The 12,286-nt window shown below is 62.4% G+C and carries 11 protein-coding genes; 1 reads left to right on the forward strand and 10 read right to left on the reverse strand.

The features are described from left to right. The first annotated feature begins 177 nt into the window (after positions 1–177). Positions 178–1,395 (forward strand): serine/threonine transporter SstT, encoded by a 1,218-nt coding sequence (sstT, locus tag ABIE32_RS02540; protein ID WP_429013644.1) that lies wholly within the window; start codon positions 178–180, stop codon positions 1,393–1,395. A gap of 62 nt (positions 1,396–1,457) precedes the next feature. Here sstT and ABIE32_RS02545 read toward each other — a convergent pair whose 3' ends face one another. From ABIE32_RS02545 to ABIE32_RS02590, 10 genes are all read right to left on the reverse strand, one after another. Further along, a complete protein-coding gene (locus tag ABIE32_RS02545; RefSeq protein ID WP_224153059.1) occupies positions 1,458–2,225 on the reverse strand; it encodes a class II glutamine amidotransferase in 768 nt (255 codons plus the stop codon). Positions 2,226–2,281: 56 nt separating this feature from the next. Continuing rightward, positions 2,282–3,751, reverse strand: coding sequence for an MFS transporter (locus ABIE32_RS02550; protein ID WP_429013647.1), 1,470 nt, complete (start codon positions 3,749–3,751; stop codon positions 2,282–2,284). A 104-nt stretch (positions 3,752–3,855) separates the two neighbouring features. Beyond that, a complete protein-coding gene (locus tag ABIE32_RS02555; protein WP_429013649.1) occupies positions 3,856–4,098 on the reverse strand; it encodes a cysteine-rich CWC family protein in 243 nt (80 codons plus the stop codon). After that, the gene (locus tag ABIE32_RS02560; RefSeq protein ID WP_429013652.1) at positions 4,095–5,057 is read right to left on the reverse strand and encodes a DHH family phosphoesterase; all 963 of its coding nucleotides are present in this window, start codon (positions 5,055–5,057) and stop codon (positions 4,095–4,097) included. The genes ABIE32_RS02555 and ABIE32_RS02560 overlap by 4 nt, the downstream gene beginning before the upstream one ends. Positions 5,058–5,114: 57 nt before the next feature. After that, the gene (locus ABIE32_RS02565) at positions 5,115–6,092 is read right to left on the reverse strand and encodes a DMT family transporter (RefSeq protein ID WP_429013655.1); all 978 of its coding nucleotides are present in this window, start codon (positions 6,090–6,092) and stop codon (positions 5,115–5,117) included. Continuing rightward, on the reverse strand, positions 6,089–7,537 hold the full coding sequence (locus ABIE32_RS02570) for an aldehyde dehydrogenase family protein (RefSeq protein ID WP_429013658.1): 1,449 nt from the start codon (positions 7,535–7,537) through the stop codon (positions 6,089–6,091). The genes ABIE32_RS02565 and ABIE32_RS02570 overlap by 4 nt, the downstream gene beginning before the upstream one ends. A 70-nt stretch (positions 7,538–7,607) precedes the next feature. After that, entirely contained in the window at positions 7,608–8,945 is a 1,338-nt protein-coding gene (locus ABIE32_RS02575; RefSeq protein WP_429013661.1) for an enolase C-terminal domain-like protein, read from the reverse strand. A 23-nt stretch (positions 8,946–8,968) separates the two neighbouring features. Then, complete coding sequence (locus tag ABIE32_RS02580) at positions 8,969–9,955, reverse strand: 2-hydroxyacid dehydrogenase (protein ID WP_429013663.1); 987 nt, start codon at positions 9,953–9,955, stop codon at positions 8,969–8,971. Between the two features lie 47 nt (positions 9,956–10,002). Beyond that, entirely contained in the window at positions 10,003–10,911 is a 909-nt protein-coding gene (kdgD, locus tag ABIE32_RS02585) for a 5-dehydro-4-deoxyglucarate dehydratase (protein ID WP_429014237.1), read from the reverse strand. A 54-nt stretch (positions 10,912–10,965) separates the two neighbouring features. After that, positions 10,966–11,940: a Bug family tripartite tricarboxylate transporter substrate binding protein gene (locus ABIE32_RS02590; RefSeq protein WP_224153067.1), complete on the reverse strand. Its 975-nt coding sequence runs from the start codon at positions 11,938–11,940 to the stop codon at positions 10,966–10,968. Positions 11,941–12,286: the final 346 nt, after the last annotated feature.

Raw genomic sequence — 12,286 nt, forward strand, 5'->3', positions numbered from 1 at the left:
GCCGATGATAGTGCGGATTCCCGTGTGAAAGTAGGTCATCGTCAGGCTTTTATTCCCAAACCCCCTCAGTCTTCGACTGCGGGGGTTTTGCTTTTGCGGGCTCGAAACTGGCGGATTATTTAGGGGCAAAACCTCATGGTATTTGCGCGGATCGCGCTTGCAGATTTTTGACTGATTATGTTTTCTTCGTTGACGCGTGTGGTGCTGCGAACCAGCCTGGTGGCACAAATCATGTGCGCGATGGTATTGGGCGTAGCCATTGGATACCTGATGCCAGAGGGCGCAAGTGGATTGTCCATTTTGGGCAAATTGTTTGTTTCGGCCCTCAAGGCGGTGGCACCGATTCTTGTACTCATTTTGGTTATGGCTGCGATATGTGGCCAGCGCAAGGGTGCCGCGACGCATATGCGGCCCGTGTTGGCTCTCTATCTTGTGGGCACTTTCGCTGCAGCGCTTGTAGGTGTTGCTGCCAGCATGCTCTTTCCTACCATTTTGCATTTGGAAGGCGCTGCCGATGTGAGCCAGGCGCCCAAGGATGTCTCGCAAGTCATGCTGGATCTGCTGATGCAGGTGGTAGATAACCCGGTGCACGCTTTGATGGCGGGTAACTATATTGGAGTGCTCGCCTGGGCGATCGCTTTGGGTTTTGCATTCCGTCATGCGGCGGAGAGCTCCAGGCAAATGATCCAGGATGCCGCAGGGGCAATCACGCAGGTGATTCAGTGGGTGATTCGCCTGGCGCCGCTTGGTGTTTTGGGATTGGTTGCGTCTACCTTTGCAGAGGCAGGCGCCGATGCCCTGGTGGGCTATGTGCGTGTGCTGCTGGTGTTGGTTGGTGCAATGCTTTTTGTTGCTCTTGTGGTGAACCCCTTGATTGTGGGAGCAGTCATTCGTGCGAATCCTTATCCCTTGGTTCTGACTTGCTTGCGCGAGAGTGCTGTGACGGCTTTTTTCACGCGTAGCTCAGCGGCCAACATTCCAGTCAACCTGGCATTGGCCGAAAAGCTGGGCCTGGATCGAGATACCTATTCCATTGCCATTCCGCTGGGTGCCACGATCAATATGGCAGGTGCTGCCATCACGATCAGCGTGTTATCACTGGCGGCGGCTCACACCATGGGTATTCAGGTGGCGCTACCGACTGCAATACTGCTCTGTGTTGTGTCGGCGCTGTGCGCATGCGGCGCATCCGGTGTGGCAGGGGGCTCGCTGCTGCTGATTCCGCTGGCCTGCAGTCTGTTTGGTATCAGTAATGATGTGGTGATGCAGGTCGTGATGGTGGGGATGCTCATCGGCGTTGTACAGGACTCTGCCGAGACCGCGCTGAATTCGTCCACCGATGTGCTCTTTACCGCAGCAGCTTGCATGCGCGCTGATCGACTGCAACAGGCCTGATGGTTTGATTGTGGCGGGTGACAATGGCTCCTGGAAGGAGCCGTTTTTAATGCACAGCACATTTACAGAAATAGCCGCCGTCCCTGGTCAAATACCATCAGCTCACCGGGTTGAAAGTGCGTCCATTCCTCATTGGTGGTGAGGGGGGTTGTGACGACGACGGCGACGCGGTCCTGTGGCGTGGTGCAGGTGGAGAAATCGAGGCTGAGGTCTTCGTCGCTCAGGTGCGCATGCGAGAACGGGTGTGCACGCTCCGTGTAGCAGAGGAATGTGGTGGCATGGGCCCAGAGTGCATCGCCGTTGCAGAGCAGAAAATTAAAGGTGCCATGCGGTGCAATGCGCGCTGCCAGGTCGCGCAAAGTGTGTGTGAGCTCTGCGATGCTTGGCGTGCCTGCGTGGGATTTCCACAGCTCCTGCATGATCCAGCAGAATACGTGTTCGCTGTCGGTATCGCCAACAGGGCGGAAATGTGCATGCAGACGCGGACGAAAGTCCTTCAGATCGCCATTGTGGGCAAAGACCCAGTTCTTGCCCCAGAGTTCTCGTACAAAGGGGTGGCAGTTCTGCAGCAGCACGCGGCCTTGTGTCGCCTTGCGGATGTGTGCGATGACATTGCGGCTTTTGATGGGGTAGCGACGGATCAGCTCCGCCATCGGCGAATCCGCGGCCGGGTGGTGATCCACCAGGTGGCGCAGGCCGCCTTCTTCGAAAAAGGCAATGCCCCAGCCGTCACTGTGGTGGTCCGTGTTGCCGGCACGCTGCGAAAAGCCGGTAAAGCTGAAGTTGATATCGGTGGGGGTGTTGCAGTTCATCCCCAGCAATTGGCACATGGCAGAACACTCTCAAAACGCACTGAAGACCTAGTGTAGACCATCCTCAGCCGCCATCAGTGCGCCGCAGGCGTTGGCCGCGCGCGCAGCTGGAGCGCGGCGATGCCTGCGAGCACGCACACGACAGCCAGCAAGGCAAAGGTATCGCGGAAAGCGGACACGCGCTCTGCCATGGCAATCTCTACCGCCGCCGATTGCGCAGCGTAGTAACCCACGCGCCACTCCAGAAAGATGCCGCACAGGCTGACGCCAGCCGCACCACCCAGCATGCGCAGAAAGCTGAATGTGCTGGAGCCTTGCGAGATGAGGCTTTTGTCCAGCGGGCGCATGCTGCCAAGGGTGAGCGAGGGCAGGATGAAGCCCAGGCCAATGCGGCCCAGCACGGTGTAGCCCACCAGCAGCCACAGCGACGAGCCGGGTTGCAGCACGCCTGTGAGCACAAATGACAGTGCCAGCAGCGCCAGCCCACCTATCACCAGCCAATGGGCCGGCGTGCGGTCGGCCATGCGGCCCGCCAGGGCGATCACGCCGCCCAGCACCAGGCCTGCTGGCAGCATGGTGGTTCCCACCACTGAAGCAGAGTAAGACAGCCCCAGTTGCATGAACACCGGCAGCAGGTAGGTGGATCCAAACAGCGCGGTGCCGTAGATGAAGGCGACAATACAGCCGGCGGCAAAGGGCTTGCAGGCAAACAGGCGCAGATCCATCAGCGGCTTTTCGCCACGGGCCAGCATGCGCTTTTCCCATGCCACAAACCCCGGAAAGCATGCCAGGGCGATGGCAAGCAGCACAGCGCTTTCCTGCCAACTGGTCCCATGCAGTGCGACGAGGCCGTTGAGCAGGCAGATGGTGCCCACCGTGGCAATGCCCAGACCAATCCAGTCGAGGCTCTTGCCTTTGCGGTCGGCCGATGCGCCGCCTGGAGCATTGACGGGCACATACCGCAGACCCAACCAGATCGAGGCCAGACACAGCGGCACCACCATGAAAAACACCGAGCGCCAACCCATCCAGTCCACCAGCAATCCGCCCACGCTCGGGCCGATGGCCGGCGCCAGCACAATGCCCATGCCGAACAAGCCATTGGCGCGGCCTTGTTCATTGGGTGCGAAGGCGTGCAGGATGATGATGGCCGGAATGGGCTGAATCACGCCTGCAGCGAGGCCCTCGACCACGCGTGCGACCAGCACCAGGTTGTAATCGGTGCTGAAGCCGCCCCCGATGCCGCCAAGCATCAGCAGGACGACGGCGCCCAGATAGGTGTTGCGGTAGCCATAGCGCGTCAGCAGCCAGGGGGTGGTCAGCATTGCCACCGTGGTGGCTACCATGAACGACGATGTCACCCACTGCGCGCGCGACTGGCCCAGCTGGAAATGGTGGCTCATGGCCGGAATGGCCACATTGAAGATGGTGGACGAGATGATCGACGCCATCGTGCCGATCATCACGGTAAAGAGCAGATACCAGCGGAAGCGCTCGCCGTACAGGACGCGCAGATCTTGGGCATTGTGGTTGCTGATATGCATGATGGATGGCGTGCGACGGCGCAAACCTGGATCGCCCTTGCGTACGAGATACTATGAATTTAATAGCTTGATGCGCTTGGCAGGCTTGCGTTGAGTGCCAATAATTATCGCAACTTTAGCGCCTGAGCACCAGCGCCTGCTGTGTCCAAGCCAACGGTGGCTTGCCCGCAGGCGGGGCAGATGCAGCGCTGGCCGCGTTCAGCGGCAGGTACACGCTGCAACGCATCGGGGCTGATCTGCGCCGTCATGCACCAGCATTGCTCTGCCGGCAAGCCCTGGGCGACAGCGCACTGGTTGTGCTGTCCGCAGAGCGGACACCGCTGCGCCTGGGGGCTGGTATTGCTCATGCTGCGGTTGCAGGTGCGGGGCGGGGGGCTGGCAGGGCATCCTCGGGCCGCGCGGTCAGGCTGCCAGCCAGCAACTCAGGCAGGCGGTCTGCACCCATGCGAAAACCGCAGGCCTGCGCATGTCCGCCACCGCCCATGCTTTCTGCGAGCGGAATGCAGTTGAAATCGGAGCGTGAACGCAGGCCGCATTTCACGCCTTTTTCGTTGGCGCTCCACATCAGCGCAAAGCTGCCGCTCTTTTTGGCCAGAATGTCGCCCACCTGGCTGTGGAACATGCCGGGGGCGTTCACCATCAGGCCTGCAATGCCGTTGAAGACAACAGGCTGCGCTCCCTCGGCGATATCGCTGCACAGTTTCAGGTACTTTTCGTCCATGGCTCCGCCGCGTGCCATGAAGGCTGCCAGCTGCTCGGGCGTGAAGGCCGCGATCTCGGCCCAGCGCTCGAATGTGCGTGGCTCCATGTCAAGCGCCGCCAGGAAAGCGCCGCTCTCGGGATACTGCCAGCGCCAGATATCGCGATCTTCAATGTGCAGGATGAGGGCTGGAATCGCTTCGGACGGGTGGAAAAACTCCCACGCAAGGCGCGCACCGGACTTGTTCATGTCAAAGTGCACCACGCCGCAGGTGCAGCGGTAGCCGGTCAGCTTTTCTGCGGCGCTCTTGTGGTGGTCCAGCAGCACCAGCTTGTGGGCCTTGGCTTCAATGGCGGCCAGCAGCTCGGGGCCAAAGGCGAAATCGAGGATGTAGATGGTGCGACCACTCAGGTCGCCCAGGTCGTCCACCGTCTGGATCTCGCCGTGGTCCAGGCCGCGGAACTCTGCCTTGTCGCCAAAGAACAGCCAGGCTGCCAGCGCGGCGCCATAGCCATCAGGGCAGCTGCGCCCGTGGTAGAGGATGAACGGCTTGGGGTCGTTGATGTCGGCGCTTACCGGCAGGGACAGGTCGGGCAGGAGTTTCATGCCCGCTATTTTCCGCCAGCTGCAGTACCCGAGTGTGCGCGCTATTTCTGGCCCGGGTTATGCGTTTCCCGATTTGCGCGTTCCCCGTGCTTCTCGCGTCACCAGCCAGATGCCCAGGCACACCATGGCGAGGGCCAGCACATAGTGCCAAGCCCACAGAGTCTCCCCGAGGAACCACGCCGACAGCACGGAGCCAAAAACGGGTACGGTGAAGTTGTAGATCGTCACCTGGCTGACGCGGTTGTGCTTGAGCAGCAGGCTCCACAAGGTAAAGGCGGCTGAGGACAGCAGGGCCAGATACACCAGAAGCGCCAGTGCCTGCCAGGACGGCAGGCCCATCTGGCCGCCGCTGCCCCAGCCCATCAGCACCAGCAGCGTACCGCCCAGGCCCAGTTGCCAGCCGGTCATGGCCATGGCATCCACGGTTTGCGACAGCTGTTTGCCGTAGATGCTGGATGCCGCCAGAATCAGCGCCGCGAGCACCACCGAGCCTTCGCCCTGCCAGCTGAAGGCACCGCCCAACTCGCCATTGCCGCCCAGCGTTACCGTCAGCACGCCAGCAAAGCCGATCACGCAGCCCAGAGTCTTGGCAGGTGTGAGCCGGTCGTTGGCGTAGAACCCATGTGCTATCAGCACGCTGAAAAAGGTGGCTGTGGCGTTCATGATGGCGCCTTTGACGCCCGTGGTGTAGGCCAGGCCCAGGTAGAAGAACACGTATTGCAGGCTGGTCTGCGTAGCGCCCAGCACCAGCAGTTGGCGCGGATGTGCGCGAAACGTCTGCAGCGCAGGCTTGCCCATGGCAGCAGCCACCAACAGCACAAAGCCGCCCGCCATCACAAAACGCCAACCTGCAAACAGCAGCTTGCTAGGCAGATCGGACTGCGCGATGGAGAACAGCGCATAGCCGCCCTTGATCGCCGGATACGAACTGCCCCATAGCAGGCAGCACAGCAGCGCCACACCGGCCACCACGGCAGGGCTGCGCCACGCGGATGCTACGGGTGCAGGCGCGTGGCTGGTTCCTGCCGTGCTCATGCCAGGGTGTATGCCGTTTTGACCGTGGTGTAGAACTCCTGCGCATAGCGGCCTTGCTCGCGCGGGCCGTAGCTCGATCCTTTGCGACCGCCAAAGGGCACGTGGTAATCCACGCCCGCCGTGGGCAAATTCACCATCACCATGCCAGCCTGCGCATGGCGCTTGAAGTGCGTGGCGTATTTCAGGCTCGTGGTGGCAATGCCTGCCGACAGGCCGAATGGCGTGTCGTTGGCCACGGCCAGCGCCTCGTCATAGTCGTGCACGCGGATCACGCTGGCCACCGGGCCAAACACCTCTTCGCGGTTGATGCGCATGGCAGGCGTGCTGTCCACCAACAAGGCGGGTTGCAGGAAAAAGCCCTGCTTGCCGCTGCCCGTGTGGCAGCCAATGCGCTCGCCACCAGCGGCCAGCACGGCGCCTTCACCCTTGGCGATTTCCACGTAGCTCAGGTCCTGCTCCAGCTGTGCCTGGCTGACCACGGGGCCGATATCAGTGCCTGCTGCGCGCGCATCGCCCACCTTGAGCTTGGCCATGCGGGCCTGCAAGGCTTCGATGAAGGCAGGGTAGATATTCTCGGTCACGATCAGGCGGCTCGATGCCGTGCAACGCTGGCCGGTGGAGTAGAAGCAGCTTTGCGCCGACAGCTCCACGGCCTGGGCCAGATCGGCATCGTCCAGCACCACCTGGGGGTTCTTGCCTCCCATCTCCAGCTGTACCTTCTTGCCGCTCTTGACGCAGGCTTCGGCAATGCTGCGGCCCACGCCTACCGACCCGGTGAAGCTGATGGCAGCCACATCGGGGTGCTGCACCAGGGCTTCGCCGATCACGCGGCCCCTGCCCATGACGAGGTTGAACACACCGGCTGGAATGCCGCAGCGGTGGATGATGTCGGCCAACGCCCAGGCGCTGCCCGGCACCAGATCGGCAGGCTTGAGGACCACGCAGTTGCCAAAGGCCAGCGCCGGGGCGATTTTCCACGCCGGAATGGCGATGGGAAAATTCCACGGCGTGATCAGGCCCACCACGCCAATGGGCTCGCGCGTGATCTCCACACCAATGCCAGGGCGCACCGATGGAAGGATCTCACCGGCCAGGCGCAGGCATTCGCCTGCAAAGAACTTGAAGATCTGGCCTGCCCGCGCCACCTCGCCAATGGCTTCAGGGCGGGTCTTGCCTTCCTCGCGTGCCAGCAGGTCGCCCAGCTCGTCCTTGCGGGCCAGAATCTCGTTGCCGATCTTGTCGAGGGCATCGTGGCGTGCCTGGATGCCCGAGGTGCTCCAGGCGGGAAAAGCTGCCTGCGCTGCAGCCACCGCCGCATTCACATCGGCTGCGTCGCCTTGTGCGTATTCGCCAATCACATCGGCCTGATCGCTGGGGTTGGTGTTGGGTGTGGTGGCATGGCCCGCAGTCCAGTTGCCGTTGATGAGGTTGTTGTAGATCGTCATGGTGGTATTTTGATAAAAAGGCCTCTGGCGCCTATTGGGTCGGTGCAGATTGCTATGAAATAAATAGTAATCAACGCAACATGCACGGGCGCTTGGGGTCGAACTGCCAGCCGGGAATCAGGTACTGCATGGCCATGGCATCGTTGCGTGCTCCCAGGCCATGCTCCATGTACAAGGCATTGGCGCGCTGCAGTGCTGCACGGTCGACGATGACCCCCAGCCCCGGGGTCTGGGGCACATCGACGAAGCCATCCTTGATCTGGAACGGGTTGGTCGTGAGGAACTGGCCGTCCTGCCAGATCCAGTGCGTATCGATGGCGGTGACCTTGCCGGGAACGGCTGCGGCCACATGGGTGAACATGGCCAGCGAAATGTCGAAATGGTTGTTGGAGTGCGAGCCCCAGGTCAGGCCCCAGTCGCGGCAGGTCTGGCCCACACGCACGGAGCCCGCCATGGTCCAGAAATGCGGGTCGGCCAGCGGAATGTCGACTGACTGCAGCGACAGTGCATGCACCATCTGGCGCCAGTCGGTCGCCACCATGTTGGTGGCCGTCGGCAGGCCGGTGGCGCGGCGAAATTCGGCCATCACCTCGCGGCCCGAAAAGCCGCCTTCCGCCCCGCAGGGGTCTTCCGCATAGGCCAGCACGCCGTGCATGTCGCGCATCAAGCGGATGGCGTCCTTCAGGAGCCAGCCGCCATTGGGGTCGAGCGTGACACGCGCTTGTGGAAAGCGTTGCGCCAGCGCGGTCACTGTCTGTACCTCTTCCTCGCCTGACAGCACACCGCCTTTGAGCTTGAAATCGTTGAAACCATAGCGCGCATGCGCGGCTTCTGCCTGGTGCACGATGGCCTCGGGCGTCATGGCCGTCAGGTGGCGGGTCTGGCTCCAGGCGTCGTTGCCCGTGTGGTCATCGCCCGGCTGGATGTAGGGTAGGTCGGTTTTCTCGGACGGACCAACGAAGAACAGGTAGCCCAGCATTTCGACGCGCGAGCGCTGCTGGCCCTCGCCCAGCAAGGCTGCCACGGGCACTCCCAAATGCTGGCCCAGCAGGTCGAGCAAGGCAGATTCGACCGCCGTGACGGCATGGATGGCGATGCGCAGGTCAAACGTCTGCAGGCCTCGACCGCCGCTGTCACGGCCAGCCAGCAGCAGCTGTACCTTCTGCAGCAATTGCAGGTGCTGGCCAATGGACTGGCCCAGCAGCGCGGCCTTGCTGTCTTCGAGCGCCTGGCGTATGCCTTCGCCGCCCGGCACCTCGCCCACACCAGTGTGGCCGCTGCTGTCATGCACCAGCACCACGTTGCGGGTGAAGAAGGGCGCGTGCGCGCCGCTCAGGTTCATCAGCATGCCATCGCGGCCTGCTACGGGAATGACTTCGATCTCGGTGATGGTGGGTGTTGGAGCCATGGGCGTGTCTCTCTGCGGTTCTGTCATTCGGTGCGTGCCGCAGCAGCGGCTTGCGACCAGGGAACTTCCTGCACCAGGCTGCCGTGGGCGATAAAGCTGCGCAGGTTGGCGAGCACCAGATCTGCCATGGCGCGCCGCGTTTCCTGCGTACCACTGGCGATATGTGGGGCCAGCACCACATTGTCCTGCTGCAAAAGGCCGGGCAGTGGGCGAGGCTCCTCTTCAAATACATCAAGGCCGGCCCCGGCGATGGTGCCGTTTTGCAAGGCATGCAACAGCGCGGCCTCGTCCACCACGCTGCCGCGCGCCACATTGATGAGAAAGCCTTGCGGCCCCAGTGCCTGAAGCACCTTGGCATCGACGAGGTGCTGCGTTGCGCTGCCGCCCGCAGCCGTGATGACGAGGAAATCGCACCACGCCGCCAGCTCTTGCAGAGAGGCCATGTACCGGTGCGCGGAATCTGCTACCGGGCGCCGGTTGTGGTAGGCCACCTGCATGTCAAAACCGCTGGCACGCCGCGCCACCTGCAGGCCGATGCGGCCCATGCCCAGAATGCCCAGGCGCTTGCCCGATGCCCGGGTGTAGACGCCAAAGCGCTGCTGCGGCCACAAGCCTGCGCGCACAAAGCGGTCGGCGGCAGACACGTGGCGTGCGGCGTCCAACAGCAGGGCAAAGGCCATGTCGGCCACGCAATCGTCCAGCACGCCGGGGGTATAGCCCACGCGGGCACCACGCGCAAGGGTGGAGGCCTGGTCCAGCGAATCAAAGCCTACCCCAAAGCTGCTGATGCAGCGCAGGCGGGGCAGGGCCTCAATCACCTGGGCGGGCGCGCCCATGCCGGCAGAGGTGACGAAGTACTCGAACTGCGCGCCATGCCGTGCAAGGAACTGCACCGGGTCCGGCTGCTCGCTGAGAACGGTGATGTCAAATTCGCGCGCCAGATCGGCATCCAGCGCGGGCAAGGGCATCTTGCCCATTTGCAGGACACGGGGGCGGGTGGCTTCAGTCATGGTGAAAAGGGGTGCGCCTGCCCTGCGGGCAGGCGGTGGTGGCAGGTTCAGCCTTCAACCTTCTTGATCAAGGCTGCGAGCATGTCGACCTCTTCCGGCTTCAAATCGGCCAGTGGTGTGCGTACCGGGCCTGCATCGTGGCCCACCAGTTTGGCCCCGGCCTTGATGATGGAGACGGCATAGCCTGCGCTGCGGTTGCGGATCTTCAGGTAAGGCATGAAGAAGTCCTTGAGCAACTGGTGCTGGGTGGCATGGTCGTCGGTGCGAACGGCTTCGTAAAAGCGCATTGCAGTCTTGGGGATGAAGTTGAACACCGCAGACGAGTACACCGGTGTGCCCAGTGCCTTGTACGCGGCCGCATACACCTCCGCAGTGGGCAGGCCACCCAGGTAGGCCAGGCGGTCGCCCATCGTCAGGTACATGGCCGACATGGCCTCGATGTCGCCCACGCCATCCTTGAAGCCCACCAGGTTGGGGTTGCGCTCGCACAGGCGCGCCACGGTCTCGGGCGTGAATTTGCTCTGGCCACGGTTGTAGATGATGACGCCGAACTTCACGCTCTTGCAGACCGCTTCCACGTGTGCGGCGAGGCCTTCCTGGCTGGCCTCGGTCATGTAATGCGGCATCAGCAGAATGCCATGGGCGCCAGCTGCCTCTGCGGCCTGCGCGCACTGGATTGCAAAGCGCGTGGGGCCGCCAGCGCCTGCAATGATGGGCACCTTGCCCTTGCAGGTGTCGACGGCGGTTTGGATGATCTCTGGGTATTCGTCTGCCGTGAGCGAGAAGAATTCGCCCGTGCCGCCCGCAGCGAACAGTGCGCTTGCGCCATAGGGCGCCAGCCATTCCAGGCGCGATGCATAGCCCTTGGCGTTGAAGTTGCCCTGCGCATCAAAATCGGTTACGGGGAAGGACAGCAGGCCGGAGCTCATCACGCGCTTCACATCCTGGGGGCTCATGGTGGTCATAAATCATCTTTCAAAACGGATAAGAGGGAGCAACCGCAGTGGTGATCAGTCCAGCTGCAGGTTGGCGGATTGAACAACCGTGCGCCAGCGCTGGCGTTCGGCGTTGAAGAACTGGTCGGTCTGGGCCGGTGTCATCGTGACGACCTCGGCGCCCTGGCCGGTGAGACGGGCCCGTACATCGGGCGTGCGGATGGCTGCCAGCAGCGCCTGGTTGACGCGCTGCACCACTGCATCCGGCGTCTTGGCGGGCAACACCACGCCCTGCCATGTGCCGGAGGCAAAACCTTTGGCGCCTTGCTCGGCCAGCGTGGGCACATCGGCGATCAACGGCATGCGGCTTTCCTTGGAGATGCCCAGCAGCTTGAGCTTGCCGCTCTGCACCTGTGGGTAGGTGGCCAGCATGCCATTCATCAGCACCTGGGTCTGGCCGGCGACGGTGTCCTGCACCGATTGCACACCGCCCTTGTAGGGCACATACACCCACTTGGCGCCGGTGATGCGGGCCAGCTCCACCCCCGCCAGATGCGGGGCACTGCCGGTGGCCGTCACGGCAAAGTTCAGGTCCTGCTTTTTCGACAGTGCCACCAGCTCCTGCAGGTTGCTTGCCTGTACCGAAGGGTGCACTACCAGCATGTGCGGCGAATAGGCCAGCATGGCGGCGCCGCGCAAGTCCTTGCTCGGGTCAAAAGCCAGCTTGGTGTAGATGGATGGCGAGATGGCCAGCGCACCCAGATCGCACAGCAGCCAGGTGTAGCCATCGGGCTGGGCCCGGGCTACCAGCTCGGCGCCCAGGTTGCCATTGGCGCCGGGCTTGTTGTCGATGACAACCGGTTGCTTCAACTCCTGCGAGATCAACTGGCCGATCGAGCGCGCAATGATGTCGGAGCTGCCCCCGGGCGGATAGGGCACAACCAGCCGGATGGGCTTGCTTGGCCAGGCATCGGCAGCCAGAGCCGGGCCGAGTGCGGCGCTGGCTGCAAAGGCCAGCGCGGTATGGAGAAACCGGGCGCGGGTGATCATTGGGTGCTGTCTCCTGAGTTGTTGTAAGTCATCATACAACTTAAAATCAGAATGTAAAGGCACCTCGTCTGCAGGTTAACACCTAGATCGCGTCAATCACGGAATAAAGGGCTGAGAACCTGTTCAAAGTCTCTACGCAGCCGCGTTGGGGTGCAATCGGGATGAGTTCAAAGCGATGTAGCGATGCTTGGGCTCATGCCCAAGCGAGATGCAGCGCGCAGAAATCGCCCGATTTCGCCCCAACCCGCAGGGACAGTACCTTGGCGGGCGCCCCTAGCCGGGCGCCCGCCAAGGTACTGTCGCGGCGCGAGGAGACTTTGAACAGGTTCTAAGAGAAAGGCGCAGT

Origin of the sequence: Comamonas sp. 4034 (assembly GCF_050434545.1) — a bacterium.
GTDB lineage: Bacteria > Pseudomonadota > Gammaproteobacteria > Burkholderiales > Burkholderiaceae_C > Comamonas > Comamonas odontotermitis.